The 22,679-nt window shown below is 68.9% G+C and carries 18 protein-coding genes; 14 read left to right on the top strand and 4 right to left on the bottom strand.

Translation table 11 applies throughout. From position 1 onward, the window contains the following. Positions 1-19: 19 nt before the first annotated feature. The 7 genes from KIP79_RS23570 (at position 20) to KIP79_RS23540 (ending at position 7,597) form a co-directional block, all read left to right on the top strand. A complete protein-coding gene (locus tag KIP79_RS23570) occupies positions 20-751 on the top strand; it encodes an SRPBCC family protein (protein WP_214107077.1) in 732 nt (243 codons plus the stop codon). 70 nt (positions 752-821) lie between these two features. Further along, positions 822-1,718 carry a hypothetical protein gene (locus KIP79_RS23565; protein ID WP_214107076.1) on the top strand — a complete coding sequence of 299 codons (897 nt, stop codon included), beginning with the start codon at positions 822-824 and terminating at the stop codon, positions 1,716-1,718. A gap of 71 nt (positions 1,719-1,789) precedes the next feature. Further along, positions 1,790-2,182, top strand: a complete 393-nt coding sequence (locus tag KIP79_RS23560) for a hypothetical protein (protein ID WP_214107075.1) — start codon at positions 1,790-1,792, stop codon at positions 2,180-2,182. An 82-nt stretch (positions 2,183-2,264) separates the two neighbouring features. Further along, complete coding sequence (locus KIP79_RS23555) at positions 2,265-4,316, top strand: hydantoinase/oxoprolinase family protein (protein WP_214107074.1); 2,052 nt, start codon at positions 2,265-2,267, stop codon at positions 4,314-4,316. Next, positions 4,303-6,117 (top strand): hydantoinase B/oxoprolinase family protein, encoded by a 1,815-nt coding sequence (locus KIP79_RS23550; protein WP_214107073.1) that lies wholly within the window; start codon positions 4,303-4,305, stop codon positions 6,115-6,117. Before KIP79_RS23555 ends, KIP79_RS23550 begins: the two co-directional genes overlap by 14 nt. A gap of 132 nt (positions 6,118-6,249) precedes the next feature. Beyond that, on the top strand, positions 6,250-7,107 hold the full coding sequence (locus tag KIP79_RS23545; protein WP_214107072.1) for an SAM-dependent methyltransferase: 858 nt from the start codon (positions 6,250-6,252) through the stop codon (positions 7,105-7,107). Between the two features lie 91 nt (positions 7,108-7,198). Beyond that, positions 7,199-7,597, top strand: a complete 399-nt coding sequence (locus KIP79_RS23540) for an HAD family hydrolase (RefSeq protein ID WP_214107071.1) — start codon at positions 7,199-7,201, stop codon at positions 7,595-7,597. 7 nt (positions 7,598-7,604) lie between these two features. Here KIP79_RS23540 and KIP79_RS23535 read toward each other — a convergent pair whose 3' ends face one another. After that, positions 7,605-8,825, bottom strand: a complete 1,221-nt coding sequence (locus KIP79_RS23535; protein ID WP_214107070.1) for an MFS transporter — start codon at positions 8,823-8,825, stop codon at positions 7,605-7,607. A 449-nt stretch (positions 8,826-9,274) separates the two neighbouring features. Between KIP79_RS23535 and KIP79_RS23530 the strand changes: the two genes are divergently transcribed. From KIP79_RS23530 to KIP79_RS49600, 3 genes are all read left to right on the top strand, one after another. Beyond that, a complete protein-coding gene (locus KIP79_RS23530; RefSeq protein WP_214107069.1) occupies positions 9,275-14,359 on the top strand; it encodes a LamG-like jellyroll fold domain-containing protein in 5,085 nt (1,694 codons plus the stop codon). A 19-nt stretch (positions 14,360-14,378) separates the two neighbouring features. Beyond that, positions 14,379-14,813 carry a hypothetical protein gene (locus KIP79_RS23525; RefSeq protein WP_214107068.1) on the top strand — a complete coding sequence of 145 codons (435 nt, stop codon included), beginning with the start codon at positions 14,379-14,381 and terminating at the stop codon, positions 14,811-14,813. Positions 14,814-15,400: 587 nt separating this feature from the next. Further along, the gene (locus KIP79_RS49600; RefSeq protein ID WP_308169852.1) at positions 15,401-16,201 is read left to right on the top strand and encodes a methyltransferase domain-containing protein; all 801 of its coding nucleotides are present in this window, start codon (positions 15,401-15,403) and stop codon (positions 16,199-16,201) included. A gap of 173 nt (positions 16,202-16,374) precedes the next feature. Here KIP79_RS49600 and KIP79_RS23515 read toward each other — a convergent pair whose 3' ends face one another. Beyond that, a complete protein-coding gene (locus KIP79_RS23515; RefSeq protein WP_214107067.1) occupies positions 16,375-17,514 on the bottom strand; it encodes a pyridoxal phosphate-dependent aminotransferase in 1,140 nt (379 codons plus the stop codon). Positions 17,515-17,553: 39 nt separating this feature from the next. Between KIP79_RS23515 and KIP79_RS23510 the strand changes: the two genes are divergently transcribed. The 4 genes from KIP79_RS23510 to KIP79_RS23495 are packed head-to-tail and all read left to right on the top strand — an operon-like array spanning position 17,554 to position 20,038. Continuing rightward, on the top strand, positions 17,554-18,441 hold the full coding sequence (locus KIP79_RS23510; protein ID WP_308169851.1) for a DUF418 domain-containing protein: 888 nt from the start codon (positions 17,554-17,556) through the stop codon (positions 18,439-18,441). Next, complete coding sequence (locus KIP79_RS23505) at positions 18,383-19,162, top strand: carbon-nitrogen hydrolase family protein (RefSeq protein ID WP_214107066.1); 780 nt, start codon at positions 18,383-18,385, stop codon at positions 19,160-19,162. The genes KIP79_RS23510 and KIP79_RS23505 overlap by 59 nt, the downstream gene beginning before the upstream one ends. Positions 19,163-19,172: 10 nt before the next feature. Beyond that, on the top strand, positions 19,173-19,631 hold the full coding sequence (locus KIP79_RS23500) for a hypothetical protein (protein ID WP_250213706.1): 459 nt from the start codon (positions 19,173-19,175) through the stop codon (positions 19,629-19,631). Beyond that, positions 19,628-20,038 (top strand): hypothetical protein, encoded by a 411-nt coding sequence (locus tag KIP79_RS23495; RefSeq protein ID WP_214107065.1) that lies wholly within the window; start codon positions 19,628-19,630, stop codon positions 20,036-20,038. Before KIP79_RS23500 ends, KIP79_RS23495 begins: the two co-directional genes overlap by 4 nt. Position 20,039: 1 nt before the next feature. Here the strand turns inward: KIP79_RS23495 and KIP79_RS23490 are convergent, their stop codons facing one another. Together KIP79_RS23490 and KIP79_RS23485 are read right to left on the bottom strand one after the other, a co-directional pair. Continuing rightward, positions 20,040-21,524: a carboxyl transferase domain-containing protein gene (locus KIP79_RS23490; RefSeq protein WP_214107064.1), complete on the bottom strand. Its 1,485-nt coding sequence runs from the start codon at positions 21,522-21,524 to the stop codon at positions 20,040-20,042. Then, positions 21,521-22,675, bottom strand: coding sequence for a CaiB/BaiF CoA transferase family protein (locus KIP79_RS23485; protein ID WP_214107063.1), 1,155 nt, complete (start codon positions 22,673-22,675; stop codon positions 21,521-21,523). Before KIP79_RS23485 ends, KIP79_RS23490 begins: the two co-directional genes overlap by 4 nt. Between the last annotated feature and the right edge of the window lie 4 nt (positions 22,676-22,679).

The following is a 22,679-nucleotide window of genomic DNA, read 5'->3' as shown; positions in this document are numbered from 1 at the left end:
GGCATCGGAGGTGGGAGCCATGAAGGTCATCGGCAGCGCTCTGCTCGGAGTGGACCGTGCCCGGTTGTGGACCGCGTTGCAGGATCCCGGGGTGCTCGTCCGGACCATCCCCGGATGTGAGCGCCTGGAGGCGGTCGGCGGTGACATCTACCGGATGACCGTGCACGCCGGGGTGGCCTCCATCCGGGGCGTCTACCAGGGCGAGGTCGCCCTCGCCGAGCCCGAGGAGCCGGAGAGCTTCGTGCTGCGAGCCCGGGGCCAGGGCGCGCCCGGCACGGTGGACGCCACCGTGCAGATCCGGCTCAGCGAGGTCGAGGGCGGCACCCGGGTGGACTACGACGCCGACGCCGTGGTCGGCGGCATGATCGGCGGGGTCGGCCAGCGCATGCTCAACTCGGTGGCCCGCAAGACCGCGGGGGAGTTCTTCTCCGCCGTCGAGGAACACCTGCTCGCCGGCCCGGTCCTGGTCGAGACCGCCGGTCCCGTCCCGGCACTCGCCGAGGTCCCGATCTTCGCCGAAGCCCCGGCGTTCCCCGAAGCCCCGGCGTTCCCCGAGGCTCCGGTGTTCTCCGAAGCTCCGCTGTCGCCCGCGGCCCCTGCCGCGCAGCCCGGCCAGGTCTTCACCCGTCCGGCACCGCCGCCCAAGCCCGCCGCGCCCTCCTGGTCGCTGCTGGCCGCCTTCGGCATGGGCGCGGCCATCGCGCTCGGCAGCGCGGTGATCGGCTGGCTGCTGGGCCGCTCCCGGCGGTGATGATCGAGTCTCCTGGCGGTCACCCTCAGGGCTCTCGCCCTGGGCGATCTTTTTGCGTAAGTTGTGGCTTATGCGGGAGGCGCACGCAGAGGATGCCCGATCGGAGGCCCGGCGGCTCGTACTCGATCTGCTGGGCGAGGAGCGACCAACGGCGGCCACCCTGCTCAGGGAGGCGCAAGCCGTGCTGGGCAGGGAACGCACCAGAAGGGCGGCCGAACTGGCCCGCGGCGCCCCGCTGACCCGGCGTGCCGCCGAACTGGCCGCCATCGCCGCCCTGTTCGTGGGCACCGGCGAGCTGGGCGGCGGCTGGTGGACGGTGAGCCGGGGCGGCACCCTGCCCCCACCGGAGGAGGTCCTGGTCAAGGCGGTCCCGCTGGACCCCTGGGGGGACCTGACCGTGCTGGAGATGCTCGCCGCCTGGATCGCCGACGACGTGGCCGACACGCTCTGGGGCCCGCCGGTCGGCTTCGCCGACCTCAACTCCTGGCAGGCCGAGGACCGCATCGACCTGCCGGGCGGCGCCCGCGCGGGCCACCGCCTGGTGGTCTCCTTCGACGCCGGGGGCCGCCTGGACGCCGTGGTCGTCGCGCGCAGGGACGAGAACCTGGGCTCCAACCTGGACTTCGCCTCGCTGCGCTACTCCCGCCCCGCCGAGGCCCAGTGGAGCTGGGGCGTCGCCGCCGGTCTCGGCCCGCATCCGCTGCCCGGCGAGCGGCCCAGCCCGTACGACGAGCCGGTCGACCCGCACGCCGCCGACCTGCTGCGCGACTGGGCACTCCAGCACGGCGCACTCGCCGCCCAGGTCGGCCCCGCCTGGACCACCCGGGGCGAGGTGGTGGCCGCCGTCGAGCGGGTCGACTGGATGTGGCGGAGCGCCGAGTGGTTCGCCTGGTGGCGCGCGGTCTCCGCGCTCATCGACGCCGAGTACGCCCAGCTGACCCACCGCCTGGACGATCTCACCCGCTGACCCCCTATTGGCATGACCTGGGCTTCAATGGCAGATTTGCTCCCTGTTCACGTCTCACCTTGGGAGCTCGCATGTCCTCCACGCCGACAGAAACCCCGGCCGACCTGGACGCCATGATGGTGGCCGACTACCGCGTGGCCGCCGAGGCCGACGCCGCCCGCTGGCGGTACGGGTTCCTCGTGGTGCTCGCCGGGCTGGTGGTGATCCTGATCGGGTTCGCCGTGGCGGTGATCAGCACCGGGGACGCCGGCATGCTCTTCGCCGGGCTCTCCGGCGTGGTGGGCACCATCATCGGGGCCTACTTCGGCGTACAGGCCGGGCAGTCCGGCAAGGACAAGGCCGAGGCCGAACTGCGCCGCGCCAACGACCGCGCCACCCGGATGGCCGCCTATGTCGGCCCGCAGAACATCGACCACGTCATGGGCGTCGGCCGCCACGTGGGCTGGCCCACCCGACCCTCCTAAGCAGCCTCTGACGACGATTTCCGGATTCTTCGGCAGAGTCCGCTGATTTCAGAGGTCATGGCTCGTCGGTAGAAACTGGAGCATGCACAGCGTCCGTATCGGAGTCGACACCGGGGGGACGTTCACCGACGTGGTCCTGGTGGACGAGGCCTCCGGCCAGATCGTCACGACCAAGACACCTTCTACTCCTGCCAACCCGGCCGATGGATTTCTGGCAGGGGTGCACAAGGTTCTTGAGCTCCACGGGAGCGTACCCGCGGATGACCTGGCCGCCGTCTCGGCGCTGGTGCACGGGACCACGGTCGCCACCAACCAGCTGCTGGAGGACCGCCCGGACGGCACCGCCCACCTGGGCTTCGTGACCACCGAGGGCTTCGAGTTCATCCTGGAGATCGCCCGCCAGAGCGTCCCGGACGGCTACGGGAACTCCTACTTCTGGGTGAAACCACCCCGGATCGTGCCGGTCCACCGGGTGAAAACGGTCGGCGGACGCCTGGACCACCAGGGCGCGCAGGTGCGGCCCTTCGACGAGGAGCAGGCCGTCGCCGTCGCCCGCTGGTTCCGCGACAGCGGGATCACCGCGATCGGCGTCTGCTTCCTGCACTCCTACGCCAACCCCGAGCACGAGCGGCGCATGCGCGAGGTGCTGGCCCGCGAGCACCCGGGCGCGGTGGTCTCCCTCTCCAGCGACGTGCTCCGCGAGTACCGCGAGTACGAGCGCTCGGTCACCACGCTGGTGGACGCCGCCGTGAAACCGATCATGCGGGCGTACATCGACAACCTGTCGGAGCGGCTCGGCCGCTCCTTCTCGGTCATGAAGAGCAACGGCGGCGTGCTCTCCGCCACCGAGGTGGTCCACCAGCCGATCACCACCGTGCTCTCCGGGCCCGCGGCGGGCGCGCTCGGCGCCGCCCTCATCGCCGGCACGGCGGGCCACCCGTCGGTGATCACCCTGGACGGCGGCGGCACCTCCACCGACGTCGCCGTGGTCGTGGACGGCGAGCCCTCGCAGACCACCGAGGGCAGCATCGGCCGCTACCCCTGCAAGATCCCCATGATCGACATCGTCACGGTGGGCGCCGGGGGCGGCTCGATCGCCTGGATCTCCCCCGAGGGCACCCTCAAGGTCGGCCCCCGCTCGGCCGGCGCCGACCCCGGCCCGATCTGCTACGGCAAGGGCGGCACCGAGGTCACCGTCACCGACGCGCACGTCTTCCTCGGCCGGGTGCCGCCGCACCTGCTGGGCGGCGAGATCCCGCTGGACGCGGCGGCGGCCAGGGCCGGCATCGAGGCCCTCGCCGCCAAGCTGGGCCTCACCCCGGAACGCTGCGCCACCGGCATCCTGGAGATCAGCGCCTTCAACCAGTCCAACGCGATCCGCCAGATCACCGTCAAGCGCGGCCTGGACGTGCGGGACTTCCCGCTGGTCGCGTTCGGCGGCTCCGGGCCGCTGCTGGCCTGCCGCCTGATCGACGTGCTCGGCCTGCGCGCCGCGATCATCCCGCCCGACCCGGGCAACGTCTCGGCCTTCGGGCTGCTCACCGTCGACGTGAAGAACGACTACGTGCGCACCCACGTGACCCGCGACCCCGCCCTGGAGGCCGTGGCCGCCATCCTCGCCGAACTGGAGGCCCAGGCCGCCGAGGCGCTGGACCGCGAGGGCTTCACCCGCCACGTGTACGCGCGCAGCGCCGACCTGCGCTACTACGGCCAGGCCTACGAGGTGCGGGTGCCCGCCCCCGACGGCCCGATCACCCCCGCCTGGCGGGACGCCGTACTCGACCGCTTCCACGAGGCCCACCAGAAGCTCTACGGGTACGGCTACCGCGACGACCCCCGGCACGCCGTCGAATGGGTCAACCTGCGGATCTCCGGCATCGGGCCGATCACCCGGCCGACCGTGGCGCGCCGGCCGTACCAGCCGGAGGAGCCCAGCCCCATCTGCACCAGGGACGTCTTCTTCGAGAACTGGGCCCGCACCGTCATCTACCGCCGCCGCGAACTCGGCGCCGGCGCCGTGGTGACCGGCCCCGCCGTGATCGAGGAGTACGGCTCCACCCTGCCCATCCACCCCGGCTTCACGGCCACCATGGACGACTACGGCAACCTGGAGGTCCGACGTGAGTTCGGCTGACCCGATCCTGATCGAGATCGTCGAAGGCACGCTGGCCTCGGTGGAGATGGAGGTGGAGACCGCCATCGCGCGGACCGCCCGCTCCCCGATGATCAGGGACGCGCACGACTTCCGGGCCGGCATCCACGACGCCCGCCTCCGCAAGCTCACCGGCCGCTCCTACTCGGCGCTGGTCCAGCCCATCGTCCGGGACTTCCCGATCGACACCATGCGCCCCGGCGACGTGTTCTTCCACAACGACGTCTACCTGTCGGAAGGCGGCATCGGCCACCTGCCCGACCTGTGCGTCACCGTGCCCGTCTTCCACGGCGGCGAGGTGGTCGCCTTCGTGCAGGCGTTCGGCCACCACGACGACATCGGGGGCGCCTGCCCCGGCTCGATGCCCTCCGGCGCCCGCAGCGTCTTCGAGGAGGGCCTGATGGTCCCCCCGATCAAGCTCTGGGACCAGGGCGTGCCCAACGAGGCCGCGCTCCGCATCATGACCCGCAACTCGCGCATGCCCGACTCCCTGGCCGGCGACCTGGACGCCGAGTGCTCCGCCTGCCTGATGGGCGCCCGCCGCCTCGGCGAGCTCTTCGACCGGTACGGCAGGGCGGCCGTGGACGCCTGCTTCGACGCGATCATCTCCAAGACCACCGAGACCTACCGGCGCGAGCTGCTGGCCAAGATCCCGGAAGGCGTCCACGTCTGGGAGGACTACGCCGAGCACGACGGCGTGGACGAACCCCGCCTGCACGCCCAGCGCATCACCCTCACCGTGGATCACTCCGCCCCCGAGCCGCTGGTCATCGACTTCACCGGCACCTCACCGCAGGCCAAGGGCCCGATCAACCACGCCGGCGACTACGCCGACGGGGTGTTCCTGAAGAAGTGGCTGGCCCCCATCCTGCGCAACCTCGCCGACACCCCCGAGCGCATGGCCGAACTCGACGTCAACGAGGGCGTGGTCCCGCTCATCAAGATGGTCTTCCCGGAGAAGGGCACCCTGCTCACGCCCATCTTCCCGGCCCCCACCAACGCCCGCACCTTCGTCATCCTGCGCCTGCTCGGCGTGCTCGCCGGGGTCCTGGCCAAGGCCACCGGCGGCCGCATGCCCGCCGACCAGGAGACCATCCGCTACACCGGCGTCTACGGCCACGACGCGGCCGGCAACGACTACCTGATGCGCGAGGTCCTCGGCGGCGGCTCCGGCGGCCGCTGGTACGCCGACGGCGAGGACACCATCCACGTGGTCCCCGACTCCCGCAACATCCCCGTCGAGTTCGCCGAGGCCCGCTGGCCGTTCCGGGTCGAACGCCTGGGCCTGGCGGTGGACAGCGGCGGCCCGGGCGAGTACCGCGGTGGCCTCGGCTACGACAAGCACCTCCGCATGCTCCGCGACGCCTCCTTCATGTCCATCGCCGACCGCTCCATCCTCAGCTGCTGGGGCGTCGCCGGCGGCCGCGCCGGCCGTCCCTTCGTGGTCACCGTCAACGGCGTCGAGATGGACGGCCTGGTCGACGACTTCCCCGTCCGCGCCGACGAGATCATCCGCATCCGCACCACGGGCGGCGGCGGCTGGGGTTCCCCCTACGACCGCGACCCCCTGTCCGTCGCCGCCGACGTCCGCGACGGCAAGGTCTCCCTCGAAGCCGCCCGCACCGACTACGGCGTCATCCTCCACCCCGACCTCACCGTCAACGAACCCGCCACCACCGACCTCCGCGCCACCCTCCCCACCACGGAGGCCTTCTTCGACCGCGGCCCCGGCTACCCGAAGCTGTCGGGCGGCCAAACCCACGCGGAGGTGGACCTCCGCTGACGTGGATCTTTTACGGAGGCGGAGAAATCTCCCTCTGGCAGGGAAATCTCTCCGCCTCATGATCGGTATCTGCGATCTCCTACATGAGCACACCGGTAGATACAAGTAATACCGGTTTTCTAGTCTTGGCCTATGACCCCGTTCGAGCCGCCAAACCCTGACCTACGCCCCCATCGGCGCCCCGACCAGCCCTACACGATCGACGTGAAGACGCCCAACGTGGCGCGCATGTACGACTACTACCTGGGCGGCAAAGACAACACCCTCGCCGACCGGGAGTGCGCGGAGGAGGTCATCCGGCGCGTCCCCCAGACGAGGGACATCGCCTGGGCCAACCGCAGGTTCCTCGGCCGGGCCGTCCGGCACGCGGCCACGGAACTCGGCATCGCCCAGTTCATCGACATCGGCGCGGGCCTGCCCACCCGCGAGAACGTGCACCAGGTGGCCCAGCGGGCCAACCCGGAATCCCGGGTGGTCTACGTGGACAACGACCCCGTGGTGCTCGTCCACGCCCGTGCCCTGCTCGCCAGGGACCCGCAGACCAAGGCCATCGCGGGCGACGTCCGGGACCCGCTGGCCGTCCTGGACGACCAGGAACTCCGCACCCACCTCGACCTGACCCGGCCGGTGGCCGTCCTCCTGGTGGCGGTGCTGCACTTCGTGACCGACGAGGAGGAGCCGTACGAGGCGGTGCGGAAGCTGATGGACTCCCTCGTGCCGGGCTCCTGCCTGGTGCTCTCGCACGTCGAAGCCGTGGCGCAGCTGGACGCGGCGGTCAAGGCGTACGAGCGGGCGAGTTCACCGGCGGTGCTGCGGTCGGAGGAGGAGGTCACCGCCTTCTTCGACGGGCTGCGGCTGGTTCCGCCGGGGGTGGTCCGGCTCAAGGAGTGGCGTCCGGACAACAACGTGTTCCGGTTCGACCCCGACGTACCGATCTTCGGCGGCGTGGGGGTGAAGGAGCACGAGAGCCTCGGCCTGTGCACGGGGTGAGCGCGCCCCGCCAGGTCAGGTCGTGGGGTCAGGGACAGCGGCGGCGGATCGTGCCGATCCGGGTGGGTGCACACCCCGCCGCCGCGGCCCCATGACCGGCGGCTGCCTGGTCTTCGACCACCTGGCCGCCCCCGAGACCCTGCGAAAGCTGTCCCAGGCCGGATTCCGCCTGGTCCTGGCCTGCGCCACCGAGCCCGGCCAGGACCTGCGGGCCGAACTCCGGGCGGCCGGAATCGAAGACCTGTTCGCGGTCGTCCTCCCGTCGGCCCAACTGGGCGTGTCCCCGGACAGCCTGATCTTCCACCGGCTGATCGTGGCCGCCGCGGGCTGTCATCCCGAGCTCATCCTGTACGTCGGACACGACGTCAGGGGCGCGCTCGCCCACGGCATCCAAGCGGCGTGCATCCGGCCAACCGGACTCGGACCAGGGGAAATCCTGCCTTTCGGAGTAATGCTGATTCGGGACGTGGGCGAGCTGGTTCCGTGCTGAAAGAGCCTTATGTCGCTTCACCGGCAAGCTTCTGCGGTCCGGCCAGCCGGATCGGCGTCAGCATCGCCGACAGCGCGATGAGCACGCATACGGTGCCCGCGACCAGGAGAACCGGCGTGACACCGTAACCCGCTGCCGCCCCGGTGAGCACGGCGGCGCCGAACGGGCCGAGCGTCGAGTGCAGGGTCCAGAACGCCGAGGTGACGCGGCCGAGCAGATGGCTGGGGGTCACCTCCTGCCGGAACGACATGGAGCAGATGCCGGCGATGCCGGTGCAGAAGAGCTGGACGGAGGCGAACACGGCGACCAGCGGGGCGCCGGTGGACATGCCGAGACACGCGATGGCGACTCCGCACAGCGTCCACGCGCCGATCCAGGACACGCCGAACCCCAGGCGCTTACGAGTGCGATCGACCGTGGCCGAGGCGATGAGCGTGCCCACGGTTCCGGCGGCCAGGACATAACCGACCGCGCTGTCCGGCTGACTGAGCTCATGCTTGAGGTAGTAGACGATGAGGTCGGTCATGCCGTAGGTGATGAAGATCAGCAGCGTCAGCAACACCGTGAGCGAGCGCAGCACGGGCTGCTTCCACAGGAAGCCGACCCCGGCCAGGAAGTCCTGGACCAGGGCGGGGCGGCTGCCTGCCGGCTCCTCCGGCGTCGGGCGAATCTTGATCAGCAGCACGCCGGCGGCCGAGACGGCGAAGCTGGCCGCGTCCACGGCGAGGGCGGCCGACGGCCCGAACGCGCCTGAAAGCACACCGGCCAGCATGGGCCCGGCGACACTGGCGACCGCATAACTCGCGTAGAGGTGGCCGTTGGCCTTGGTGATCTGATCCTGCTCCACGAGGCTGGGGACCATGGTGACGTGGGTGACCTGGAACTGCATCGCGAAGGCCCCGGCGAGCGGAACGGCCACATAGAGAAGCCACACCTGGGGCGAGAACAGCCACACCACCGAGATGAGGCCGTACAGGCCGCAACGGGCCAGATCACAGGCGATCAGCAGGGCGCGCCGGTGCACCCGGTCGGCGATGTATCCGGCGAACACACCGGTGACGATCGACGCGACCCCCACCAGCCCGGTGACCAGCCCCATCTGCACGACTGATCCCGTCGAATGCAGCACCAGCAGCGGGATCGCCACATAGGAAAAGGAATCCCCGATCGAGGAAAGGGTCTGAATCGAAAGAAATAAGCGAAAGTTTCGGTTCTTCCAAAGAGACACGCTCTCCCCATCGGGCTCGGACGATCGCGCAATTCGCCAGCAAAACAGGTGATTACAGGGATGTCAACAGTGCCGTCGGTCCACTTGTGGGGGCTCCCAACCTTGCCCTCATCTTGGAGGAGGAGTTCGTGAACTCCACGAGGTAGTCACCTAGAACTGTGACCAACGCTCCCAGGGCACCGCGGGTGCCCGAAGCGTACCGGCGGGAGAGGACGAGCCTCTCCGGGAAGCGTTGCCGCCGAGGGCTATGCCGTCACGGCCATTGCTGCTGGTCCGGAACGCGGGATTATTCCCGCCTCAAATATCACCACGGGGCTGTGCGCAGGGCGGGACGGATGATCCGAACGTGATCATCCGGGTACTCTCAGCTGCGAATTGTGAATTCATCGCGTTATTTCCTCTTTGGCATTGAAGTGAGTTATCACCCGATGGTATGAAAGCTCCCGGACATGATCATCAACACGAACGGGGCGCATGTGAAAATGTCCGTCAAACTACGACTATTATTGGTCGCGGGAGTCATTGCATCGTTACTCACCGCATCTCCGGTATCGGCGGAGGAAGTAACAGCGACGCCGGTTCCGGATCAGCCGCGGGCGCCGGTTACGCAATTCCCCAAACCGGAGGACCCCGACCTCGCACTGCGGCAGGGCATCGCCTCCGCGAAAGAGCAGAACAAACCCGTCGAAGTAGCGGCGGTCGGCACAGAATCCAGCTGGACCTGGGCGTACCCGGACGGAAAGCTCACCACCCAGACATTCCCGGGGCAGGCGCGGGTGAAGCAGGCGGACGGCTCGTTCCGCTGGGTGGACACGACCCTGGTGGCCGACGGCGACCGGGTCCGCCCGAAGGTGGCCGTCGCCGAGGTCGAACTGGGCGGGGGCGGTAGCCCGTTCCTGGCGTCGCTGGAGCGTGACGGGCAGCTTTTCGCCCTCGACTGGCAGGACCAGCTCCCTCAGCCAAGACTCGACGGCAACAAGGCCATCTACCCGGACGCGGCAGGCCCTGGCGCGGACGTCGTGGTCACCGCGCTGGCTGGCGGTTTCCGGCATGACGTCATCCTCCGGCGGCGGCCGTCGGGGCCGGTGGAGTACCGGTTTCCCGTGACCACCAAGGGCCTGGACCTGGTCACGGTCGAGGGCGGCGGTCTGAAGCTTACCGACCGCAAGGGCAAGACGGTGGCCTCCGCCGCCACGCCGTACGTCCAGGAGGCCACCACCACCGACCCGAAGACCGGCATCGCCCATCGCGGCCGTATCGACCTGAAGCTCGCCCGGGGCAAGGGCGGCGCTCAGGAGTTGGTGGTCCGGCCGGACCCGGCCTTCCTGGCAGACGAGAACACCACCTACCCGGTCACTGTAGACCCGGTCGTCTCGCTGACCGCGACCACCGACGCCTGGGTGGAACACGTGAACAACACGGCCAACTCCACCGGCGAGGTCTTTCACGTGGGCACCGGGACGTACTGGGCGCAGGAGCGCCGCTGCCAGGGCACCGTGTGCACCTACACCAACAAGATCTTCCCGCAGTTCGTCCGCGGGTACGTGAAGTTCCAGGACTCCGGTGAGTACCTCGGCAAGTACATCGACTCGGCGAACATCCGCCTGGTCGGCTACTACACAGGGCCGTGCACCGACGCGGTCATCACGGCCTCACCCATCACCTCGGCGTGGAGCACCACAGGCCTTTCCTGGACCAACCGCCCGCCGACGACCGGCACCGGCGCGGTGACCACCCAGCCGTCCTGTAATTCGGGGATCATCACCAACACTATCGACGTGACCGCGATGGCCAAGGCCTGGGCGGCCGGGACGCCCAACCACGGGGTCGAACTGAAGTCGAACGAGGACCCGCGCTCGACCTGGCCGGACGACCCCAACCCACGGGTCACCCAGTACTGGTCGTTCGACTCGGTGGAGTCCGGCAAGAGCCCCGCCATGCTCAGCGTGACGTACCTGCTGCCCCCGGAGATCCCGACCGTCACCGGTGAGTCAATCGACTCGATCGTCGGCAACGACGCGATCTCCCGCACCAGCGACGTCAAAATCAACTACTGGTCCACCTCCATCGACGGCAAGAAACTCGACTACCTGGTGTCGATCGCCGACCCGACCACGCCGATCCCCGTCCCGACCACGGCACCGTCACCGAGCCCCAGCCCGACACCCAGCCCGTCGCCGTCCCCCACCAGCACGCCGATCCCCGGCCTGGTCGCGGCGTATGGCATGAACGAGGGCAGCGGCACGACCATCGCCGACGCCTCTGGCTCGGGCAACACGGGCACGGCCAGTGGCACCACTTGGGCGGCGGGCAAGTACGGCCAGGCGCTGACGTTCAACGGCACCTCCAACTGGGTGACCGTCAACGACGCCGCCTCCCTGCGGCTGACCAACAAGATGACGGTCGAGGCCTGGGTCAAGCCGTCCAGCACCAGCGGATGGCGCTCCGTCGTGGCCAAGGAGGGGACGACCGACACCAATTACGCCCTGTATTCAAGCGTCAGCTCCGGCCCCTCCGGCCCGGTAGGCCCCCTGACGTACGTCCAGGTCGGATCGACCGCCGACGCCGCAGGCGCGACTGCGGCGCTGTCCACCACCTCCTGGAGTCACATCGCGGGCACCTATGACGGCACGACCATCAAGACCTATGTCAACGGCGTCCTGGCGGCGCAGGCCACGACCAGCGGCAACCTGGTCACCAGCACGCTTCCCCTGCGCATCGGCGGCAACAGCATCTATGGCGAGTACTTCAAGGGCCTGATCGACGAGGTACGGATCTACAACGCTGTGCTGACCCAGGGGCAGATCCAGTCCGACATGAACACCCCGGTGGGATCCCAGCCACCGGCGGACAATCCACCGTCGGCCCCCGGCACGTTGACCGCGGTGGCCGGACCCGACACCGTGGACCTGACCTGGGGTGCGGCGACCGACGACCGCGGCGCGGTCACCTACCAGGTGCACCGCTCGAAGACGGCGAACTTCACCCCCACCCCCGCCACCCGCATCGCCACGGTCAACACCCTGACCTACAGCAACAGCGGCATGCCCCAGGGCCAGTACTACTACCGCATCGTCGCCATCGACAACGCCGGGCAGGCCGGCCCTTCCTCCAATGAGGTCGCGGCCATGACCTCCGCGCAGCTCTTCCCGCCGATCTCCAGCGCCCTGTCGGGACAGGTGATCAGAAGCGAGTTCAACCTCGGCAGCCCGGACAGCTTCAAATTCAAGATCAAGGTCTGCCTGACCGGGGTCACACCGAGAATCTGCAACGAAACACCCTTCTACCGGATCACTACTGACGCCCCGCACCTGCCGACCGACCTGGCTACCGGCACGGCGGAGCCGCTCAACCCGACCTTGTCCGGCGTCGTCTCTCGCCCGTCCGGCGGCCCCGTCAAGGGCCGTTTCTATCTGTACAAGTCGGACGGCACCCCACTCGGTCCTGTCCCGCTCGCCGAAGGCGAGGTCTCCGGAGGCGCCCGCCTGATCGCACGAGTGCCGGACGGCCTGATCGTCGAAGACGGCTCCTACTACTGGCGGATGGACGCCTGCCTGGCGGAAATCTGCACGCCGAAGACCGCACCGCTGGCCTTCGGCGCGGCGGTTCCCGAACCGAACACACCGGCCACCCAGCAACTCACCCTGACCGGTGCCGCACTGACGATCCGCTCGGCTCCGGCAGCCGCCACCGCGTGCGGCGGCACGACCTGTCCGTTCATCACCTCCCCGGTGCAGGTGGGTGGTTCCGGCGCGGCGCGCAAGGTCTCTCTGATCAAGGCGAGCATGAGTACGCTTCCGCCCGGTGCCACGATCCTCTCCGCTGTGCTCGATCTCGGCGGCGCGACCTGCGCCGGCTCCTGCCCGAACAGCCAGGTGATAGCGGCCCACGTCAAGAAGAGCGAACTGGAGGAGACACCGACAGGGTCCGCGCTGGTAGCGGACCTGGTGCCGCAGTCACAGCAGCAGGTGCAGGTGGGCTGGCCAGAGATCGACGTCACCGCGAATGCCATCGGCTGGCGGCACGAGATACCAGACGAGACCTTTATCGACCCCGGTCTGGTGGTGCTGTCCAGCGAGACCGTGCCATCGGTTGAACTCGGCGGGGCCGGGGCCGCGCGTCCTACGTCGCTGCTTGTCACCTTCCGTCCGGCCGGGCCGCCCGGGATCATCCCCCGGATCGACGTCCGGCAGGGCGACGGCGGCGCGCTGCTCCGGTGGGCCCGCCCGGACGATCTCGGCGCCGACACCGAGATCACCAACTTCGACCTGGAGGTGCTCGACCAGAACAACACCGTCCTCCGGTCGCTGACCACGGAGGAGGCCACCGTCATCGTCGGCGGGCTCACCAACGGCGCCGCTTACCGCTTCCAGGTGCGCACGCGGACCCCCTACGGCGTTGGCCCGTGGAAGGTGTCGGCGGACATCGGCCCGCAGGCGGTACCCGGCGGGACGGCCGCGTACCAGAACGCGGTCGCCGATTACGTCGAGGCCAAGCAGAGCCTGCTCGATGGACGCACCGAGAACACCGGGGAGGCGATCGAGAACGCCGACGACGCGTCCCGAATCGAGCCCATGTTGTATGCCAGACAGCATGACCTGGTCACGGCAGGTGCCGAGGACCGGGCTACCGGCGACATCGAGCTCACCGACACCTTGGTGTCGAAGCTGAGCGACTCCACAATCGTGGTGCGCTCGGCCATCGCCGGGACCACCCTCTACGACCAAGGGGAGGACACGACCGAGAACGTATGGAAGGACACCGAGGACTTCGTCTTTACTACGGACGTGGGTGGTACCGGGCAGTTCAAGCTCAGTGGTGAGCATGACGCCTCGGCGGTGGACGGCATAGTCGCGACCTCCGTGTCGGAGATCAACGCGTGGCCAGGCGGCGTGGCGCCGAATCCGGTGGACGAGCTGCCGCCAGTGGATGAGTCCATCCCCCCGGACGAGTCTGCGAGGTTCGCATTGGCTGTACCTCCGCCCGACCGGCGGCGCGCGGCGGCAACCTGGGCGGTGACGAATGTCGGTCCGGCGAACAGGAACGGTTGGGAGTATGTCAACGACTGCGCCAACTTCGTGTCCAAGGCTCTCGCCCGTGGCGGCCGGTTCCGCCAGATCCATGCCTACCCATGGCTGTCGTATCTCGACAAGAGATCAGACGATTCATGGTGGGAATACAAGTGGAAGGATGATTCCTTCACGTTCTCAGCGGCCAGCAACAACTTCCGGCATTTTTACGGAAACGAGCGGATCGCGATCTCCGGACGCTACAACGGGACGATTTCGGACCTGTCCAAGGTGAGACCGGGAGACGTAGTCTACTTCTGGAACAGAAAGACCAACGAGTTCAGTCACATGGGTATAGTCACCAAGCTGAAGGTTAACCCTCCCGTCACCGTCACGCAGATCTACTTTGCGCAACACGGCGGAGACCAAGGGAGCGGAACCGGGCCTTACATGAACCTGGGCGAGCGCTTTTTCATGGGGATCGAAGAATTCAGTGGCTTGGTGTTCGGCCGTGTCAACTGGTAGTCGTATGCGGTGCGCGCTCATGCTGCTGCCACTGGTCCTGTCGCTCGCCGGATGCGGGTGCGGGGAGGTCGTCAGGCGCGAGGTGCCGATTCCGCCGGCCTCGGCTCACCCGAAGGCGGTGGTGCTTACATATATCGCGGCCGTCCTCGGTAAGGACAAGGAGACAGTCCGGGCCATCATGGTGCCGGAGACCGACTTCGATTCGGAGTTCGGCGCCCCCGTCAACCCGTTCCGGAGCTGGATTTCAGCGAGCGACATCGAGGTTGAGGAGCCGTACACACCGAGTGCCTGCCCATCCGGAGGACCGTGCATGAGGATGTGGGTCTCCATGGAGCTGTGTGAGGTAGGAGGTGGATCCGATCCCAGTGAGCACTTCCACGAGAGCTTCCACGAGAGCTTCGGGGTGCGCTGGGTAGGGGACCGGTGGCTCGTGACCGGTTTCGGGAGCGGCTGACCGAGACCGATGGCCGTGACCCCTCCCCAGGGGTCACGGCCACTCTTCTTCATCCACAAGGACGGTTACACGCTTCTGTGGGCCGATCACCTCACCAAGCTGAAGTAGATATCTTGGCTCAGCACGGCGGGGGGGAACGGAGAACAGTGGACTCTACATGAATCTGGGTGAACGTCTTGTTCCCGGAGATTTCGTCGGGCTCGTCTTCGCGCATGTCAACTCGTAACCGGATCCGAGTTCGGGAAGTACGGCTCCTTCCAGAACTGGATCTCGGTGACCGAACTCCGGATAACGGGGCCGGAGAAGGACGATGAGTGCGAAACTGGCGAGACCTGTGTGCTGATGAGCGGTCAGGTGTACGGCTGGCCACCAGTTGGTACTCCGACGATCCCTACGAGCACCAGCGAATCACTGGCCGGCCGACTTTCTCGCGGATCAATCCAATATTGCGCCGGTGAGATCCGCCAACTGGTGCCCGGCATTACCGCCTGTGGGCCGGACAATGACGGACGGTGCAACCCCTGCGAGCCAAACTGCAATCCGGGGTGTGGTCCGGGCGTTACCGACGATGAGTGGGAGGCTGGCGCGTGGATGTGTGGGCGGCGGTGCGGTTTCACGATCGGGTGGATCGGCTGGTCGGTTCGCTGACGGCCGCCCGGGTGATTGATCCGGGGGACTGGCGGCAGCGGGTCTGGCTGGCCGGTCTGCGGGAGGTGCCGCGCCATTTCTTCGTGCCCGCTCGGGCGTACGCCGTACCCGTGTCCGCAGCGGGTGGAGTCAGGGTGATTGACCGGGGTGAAGCGGCGCTTGACTGGTGGGACGCCGTCTATTCGGACTCGACGATTGTGACGCAGCGGGACGGTGGCCTTACGGACGTGACCGACCCGGCAGGGGTCGCGACCTGCTCGTTGTCGGCTCCGCTGGTCGCTCTGCGCTTTCTTGTCCTGGCCGATCTCGCCGACCATCACCGGGTGCTGGAGATCGGCACGGGAACCGGGTGGATGGCCGCGATGTTGTCCTGGCGGCTTTCTGCCGACCAGGTGGTCAGTGTGGAGGTGGACAAGGAACTCGTCGAGCGGGCTCGTGGGTCCCTCGAACGCGCGGGCAGGGAGCCGCTGGTTGTCGCGGGCGATGGCGCCGACGGCCACCCGGAGACCAGTCCGTACGACCTGGTCCACGTGACCTGTTCGGTCCAGGAGGTGCCGATGGCCTGGGTGGAACAGACCCGGCCGGGCGGCGCGATCGTGCTGCCGTGGACACCGTCCCAGGCAACTCGGTCCGGTGGATTCCAGACGCGCCTCGTCGTCCTTCTACCTCGGCAGTTCGCCCCCGGTGGAGCGCAGGTGGGCGACCAACTCGTTGAGATCTTGGGCCGCAGGCAAATGTAACCAGCTTCTGGTTACATTTGCCTTGAATCTGGTTACGTTTGGTGGCCGATCTTGAATCCTTGCCCAGCCACTTGAGGGGCAGGTTCCGTCCGTGGTGCGATGCGGAACTAGCTCCCGGCTCTGACCAGCCTGATCATCGCGGGCTTTCCCCTGGTACTGGAAGGCGGCAGAGATTATCCGAGCGCGCGGAGGCGGGCGACGGCTTTGTCGATTACCTCGTCCTTCTTGCAGAAGGCGAATCTGACGTAGCGGCGGGCGTCGTCCTGGTGGTCGTAGAACACCTGGGTGGGGATGGCGACGACCCCGGCCAGTTCGGGGAGGCGGCGGGTGAACTCCAGGCCGTCGGTGTGGCCGAGGGGGCGGATGTCGGTTTGTACGAAGTAGGTGCCTGATGGCTTGAGGACCTCGAAGCCGGCGGCGGCCAGGCCGGTCATGAGCCGGTCGCGCTTGCCCTGGAGGGTGTCCCGGAGGGTGGCCACCCAGTCCAGTTCGTGGCGGAGGGCGTGGGCGACGGCCAGTTGGTAGGGGGCGCTGCAGGTGAAGGTGAGGAACTGTTTGACGGTCTGGACGGCGGTGATCAGTTCGGGGGTGGCGCAGATCCAGCCGACCTTCCAGCCGGTGGCGGAGAAGGTCTTGCCCGCCGAGGAGACGGTGACGGTGCGCTCCCGCATGCCGGGCAGGGTGGCCAGCGGGGTGTGGCGGACGCCGTCGTAGGTGAGGTGCTCGTAGACCTCGTCCGTAATCGCGATCAGGTCGTGCTCGCGGCAGAGCGCGGCGATGGCCGCCAGTTCCTGGGGCGTGAAGACGGTCCCGGTCGGGTTGTGCGGGGAGTTCACGATGATCGCGCCGGTCTTCGGGGTGACGGCGGCGGCGAGTTCGGCGGGGTCGAAGGTGAAGCGTCCGGCGTCCACGCGGAGGGGCACCGCGCGACGGGTCGCGCCCGCCATCGCGATGGCGGCCGGGTAGGAGTCGTAGTACGGCTCGAAGACGATCACCTCGGCGCCCGGCTCGCAGAGCGCCAGCACGCTGGCCGTGATCGCCTCGGTGGCGCCCACGGTGACCAGGATCTCGGTGTCGGGGTCGTAGGCCAGGCCGTACCTGAGCTTCTGGTGGTCGGCGACGGCCTGGCGGAGTTCCGGGACGCCGGGGCCGGGCGGGTACTGGTTGAGGCCGCCCCGGATGGCGGCGACCGCGCGGTCGAGCATGGCCGCCGGGCCGTCCTCGTCCGGGAAGCCCTGACCCAGGTTGATCGCCCCGGTCCGTACGGCCAGCGCCGTCATCTCGGCGAAGACCGTCGTACCGAATTCCCTCATACGTCCCACTAGCACGAGCACCAACCTACTCTGGGAAAGGTGCCCCCCAGGATCCGTGAGCTCGACGCGTTGCGTGGTTTCGCGATCTGTGGGATCACCCTGGTCAACACCTGGCAGCACTCGCCGCGTCCACCCGAGATCGACTGGGTGATGGCGCAGCTGTTCCAGGGGCGCTTCTATCCGATGTTCTCGTTCCTGTTCGGGATGAGCTTCGCGCTGTTTCTGAGGGCGCACACGTCCCGGCTGGTGATGCTCCGGCGACTGGCTGTGCTGGCGCTGTTCGGAGCGGCGCACTGGTGGGTCAATCCGGGGGAGGTGCTGCTGCCGTACGCGGTGCTGGGGGCGGTGGTCCTGGTTCCGGCGAGTTCGCTGCCGAGGGCGGTTCAGCTGGGGCTGGGCATGGCGGTGACCGGCGCCGCGCTGGTCTCCGGCGACCCGTGGACGTTGATCGCGGGGCTGTTCCTGCTCGGGCTGGCGGCGGTGTCCTTCGACGCCATCCGGCCGAATCTGGCGTTCTTCGCGGTGAGTGCGCTGCTGGCGGTGGTCCTCGGCTGGACGGGCATCAACTATCTGGGCGCGGGCCTGGCGGGGGCGGCGGCCTACGCCAGCGGGTTCCTGCTGCTCAGCCCCCGTTTCCTGGAACCGCTCGGCAGGCTGGCGCTGACCTGCTACCTGTCCAGTACGGCGATCATTCTGGCCACCCGCCCGGAGACCGCCGCCGAGATCGTTCTCGTCGCGGCGAGCACGCTGGTCGTGCAGTGGGTGTTCGCGCGGTGGTGGCTGACCCGGTTCCGGTACGGCCCACTGGAATGGATCTGGAGATGCCTGACATGGTGGGAATTGGTGCCGAACGGGCAGACTACGGTAGGTGACACGCGTAGCGCTCTGCCAGATCCCGATCGACCGCGACCCCAAGACCAACCTTGAGACGGTCCGCGCCGCCCTGGACGCCGCCGGCGACGCCGACCTCGCGGTCTTCCCGGAATGCACGCTGACCCGGTTCGGCCGGAACATCACCGAGCTGGCCGAACCCTTGGACGGCCCGTTCGTCGACACACTCCGCGAATACGCCCGTGCGTACGGCACCGCACTCATCGCCGGCACCTTCGAACCCGTGGACGGCCGGGTCTACAACACGGCGGTGGCGATCGACGCGGACGGCGAACTCGCCGCCACCTACCGGAAGATCCACCTCTTCGACTCCTTCGGCGCCCGCGAATCCGACCTGGTGGCACCGGGCGACCACCCGGTCGTGGTGGACCTGGCCGGCCTGCGGGTGGGCCTGGTCACCTGCTACGACCTGCGCTTCCCCGAGCTGGCCCGAGCCCTGGTGGACCAGGGCGCCGACACGCTGGCGGTGATCGCCGCCTGGGCCCAGGGCCCGTTCAAGGAGGAGCACTGGATGACCCTGGTCCGGGCTCGCGCGATCGAGAACACGATCTGGACGGTGGCGGTCGGCATGGCCCCGGGAACGGACGGGTACGGCGTGGGCCGGAGCCTGCTGGTGGACCCGATGGGAGTGGTCGTGACCGATCTTGGGCCCGCCCCCGGCGTACAGACCGGAAGGATCGACCAGGAACGGACCGAACGCGTGCGGGCGACTCTTCCGTCCCTGGAACATCGCAGACTTGGTATCACCGGATCGTAAACTTGTCGTCATGACTGAGCCTGGGCAGAGCACGCGGATGCAGAAGGTGATCCCTCCGCGTCTGCTCGTGCCGTTCCTGGAGGGCAAGCGGACGATCATCTCCGGGTACGTCTACCGTGTCCAGGACTGCGCGCGGCTGACCAGCCCGCGTGCTCTGGTGGACGCGCTGGACCTGTCCTTCGATGGCTCGGAGCTGACGGCCGCCGTGCCCGAGCTCTACCTGATGCGCTGGGTGGCCCGCGACATCGACACCTACGTCGTTCCTTACGGTCCGCACATGGGCGGTGACTGGAACGATGCACCGCCGTTCGCCGGGAACGGCTTCACCGCCTCACGGGAGCACGTGGTGCCGCAGTTCCACACGATGCCCATGCCGATCCCGGCGGGCGCCGAGATCGTGCACGTCACCAAGGCCGGGGAGCGGCCGTTCGCCGCCTACGACGGCCTGTCCTGGCGGCCGGCGGCATGAGCGAGCAGACCATCGAACCGGTCGCCCTCGGTTTTCTCGCCCGGTACCGGGAGCGGACGTACCCCGCGTCGATCGGGCCCGGCGGGGACGACGTGGTGCTCTTCAGCGAGACGCAGGTGGAGGGCTTCGAACGCGGCCGCGGGTACTGGCGGCTGGCCGTCAACCTCAAGGACCTGGACCGGCTGACCCTGGTCAGGACCGTGGGCGCGTTCGGCGGGGAGCCCTGCCTGGTCCTGGACGAGGACGAGAGCGGCGGCCTGCACATCGCCTACACCGGGCACAACGGGACCAAGGCCGAGGCGCTCGGCTACTGGCTGGTGGACCACGGCGCGTACGAGGTGGTCGTCCCGCGGGAAGAGGTGCACTCGATCCGGGTCGAGCGCATCCCCATCCCCACCGACGGCTGATTCAGCCGAGGTTCCGGTAGCGGGCCAGCCGGGCGGCCCGGCGCTCGCCGTGGTCCCTGCCCAGCAGGTGCGCGATCTCGTACTCCAGGGTTTTCGCGACCCGTGCGCAGAACGCCTCGTGCTCGTAGGCGGCGTCCGGGAGTTCCGGGATGACGCGGTCGACGATGCCGTTCTTGCGCAGGTCCGTCGCCCGTACGCCCTGCGCCTGGGCGATCTCCGGAGCGAAGTCGACCGTGCGGTAGAGGATCGCGGAGGCGCCCTCGGGAGGCAGCGGGGAGAGCCAGGCGTGCTGGGCGCAGACCACCCTGTCGGCTGGGAGCAGGGCCAGCGCGGCGCCGCCCGCGCCTTCGCCCAGCAGCAGGCAGACCGTGGGCGCGTCGAGCATGACCAGGTCGGCCAGCGAGCGGGCGATCTCCCCGGCCAGGCCGCCCTCCTCGGCTTCCTTGGACAGGGCCGCGCCGCCGGTGTCGATCACGGTGACCAGGGGCAGGCCCAGCTCGGCCGCCAGGGCCATGCCCCGGCGGGCCACCCGGAGCCCGGCCGGGCCGAGCGGGCGGGTGCAGCGGCGGTCCTGGCCGAGCACGATGGCGGGGGCGGCGCCGAAGCGGGCCAGCGCGAGCAGCAGGCCGGGGTCGTTCTCGCCGGCGCCGGTGCCGTGCAGCGGGGTGACGTCGGTGGCGGCGAGTCTGAGCAGGGTGCGCACGCCGGGGCGGTCGTCGCGGCGGGAACTCATGATCGCTTCCCAGGCCCCGGGGCGCGCGGTCGCCTCCACCGGCTCGGACAGTTCCGGAAATATCGGGTTATTTCTGGGGGCGCACAGCACCGATAGGGCGCGGATGGCCACCTCCCGGGCCTCGGTGGCCGAGACCACGGCGTCCACCAGCCCGTGCGCGAACAGGTTCTCCGCCACCTGTACGCCTTCCGGGAACGGATACCCGTACAGGGACTGGAAGACGCGCGGACCCAGGAAGCCGATCATCGCGCCCGGTTCCGCGGCGGTCACGTGCCCCAGCGACCCCCAGGACGCGAACACCCCGCCCGTGGTCGGATGCCGCAGATACACCACATACGGCAGCCCCGCCGCCCGGTGCGCGGCCACCGCGGCACTGATCTTGACCATCTGCACGAAGGCCAGCGCGCCCTCCTGCATGCGGGTGCCGCCGCTGGCGGGGGCGGCCAGCAGGGGCAGCCCTTCCGCGGTGGCGCGCTCGACCGCCCGCACCAGGCGCTCGGCGGCGGCCACGCCGATCGAGCCCGCCAGGAAGGAGAACTCGCCCGCCACCACCGCCACCCGGCGTCCGTCCAGGAGCCCCACACCGGTGATCACCGACTCGTCGTAGCCGGTCTTGGCCCGGGCGGCGGCCAGTTCCTCGGCATAGGACGAGCCCGGCGGGGCGGCGTCGGCCGGACGCTCGTCCCAGGAGGTCCACGAGCCGGGGTCGAGCACGTCCGCGATCAGTCCTCGCGCGTCCGGTCGGTTGGTCACCGGCCCTCCCGCTCCTCCAGCCAGTGGAGCACGTCGGCGGTGTGTTCTCCGAGGCCGGGGGGCGGGGTGTGCTGGGCGGCCGGGGCGTCGTCGAAGCGGAGCGGAGGGCCGGGGAGTTCGATCCTGCCGAGGACGGGATGGTCGACCTCGACCAGGAGTCCCTGGGAGCGGACCTGGTCCCAGGCGTACACCTCGTCGATGCTCCGGATGGCCCCCGCGGGGACGCCCAGGTCCGCCAGCCTGGCCAGCCAGTACGCCCGATCGTGCGCGACCAGCGCCTTCTCCATCTCAGGGATCAGCTCATCCCGATGCGCGAATCTCTCCCTGTTGGTCGCATATTTCGGGATATTCGGGTCGATGCCCAGCAGCGTGGCGACTTTTCGCCATTGGGCGTCGTTTGCGGCGGCGATCTGGAGCATGCCGTCCGCACAGTGGAAAGCCCCATACGGTGCGATCGAGGCGTGATGGTTCCCGTTCGCGGTGGGCACTTTCCCGCCCACCGTCCACGCCGTGCCGTGGTAGGAGTGCACCCCCACCACGGAGGCCAGCAACGAGGTCCGCACCACGGTGCCCTTCCCCGTCCTGGCCCGCTCGTAGAGTGCGGCCACCACCCCGTACGCCCCGTGGATCCCGGCCAGCAGATCCGCGATCGACGCCCCCACCCGGTACGGCTCCGCCGGGGTCCCGGTCAGCGACATCAGCCCCGCCTCGCCCTGCGCGATCTGGTCGTACCCGGGCCGACCGCCCTCCGGCCCGTCATGCCCGAACCCCGTGATGGACAGAATGATCAGCCGGGGGTTGAGCTCATGCAACCGCTCCACCCCGAACCCCAGCCGCGCCAGCACCCCGGTGCGGAAGTTCTCGATCAGCACGTCACTCTGCCGGACCAGCCGCTCGACCAGCTCCCGTCCCTCATCGGTCTTCATGTCCACCGTGATCGAGCGCTTGTTCCGGTTGGCCGCCAGGAAGTACGTCGAGATCTCCCCCGACGGCCCCACGAACGGCGGCCCCCACCCCCGAGACTCGTCCCCCTCCGGATGCTCCAGCTTGATCACATCCGCCCCCAGATCACCCAGCATCTGAGCCGCATGCGGCCCGGCCAGCGCCCGCGACAGATCCAGCACGACGACGTCATCCAGGGGTCCCTGCACGTCT

The organism is Acrocarpospora catenulata, from assembly GCF_018476525.1.
Taxonomy (GTDB): Bacteria; Actinomycetota; Actinomycetes; order Streptosporangiales; family Streptosporangiaceae; genus Acrocarpospora; species Acrocarpospora catenulata.
Note: the sequence above shows the minus strand (reverse complement) of the source record. Positions and strands in the feature narration are given on the sequence as shown.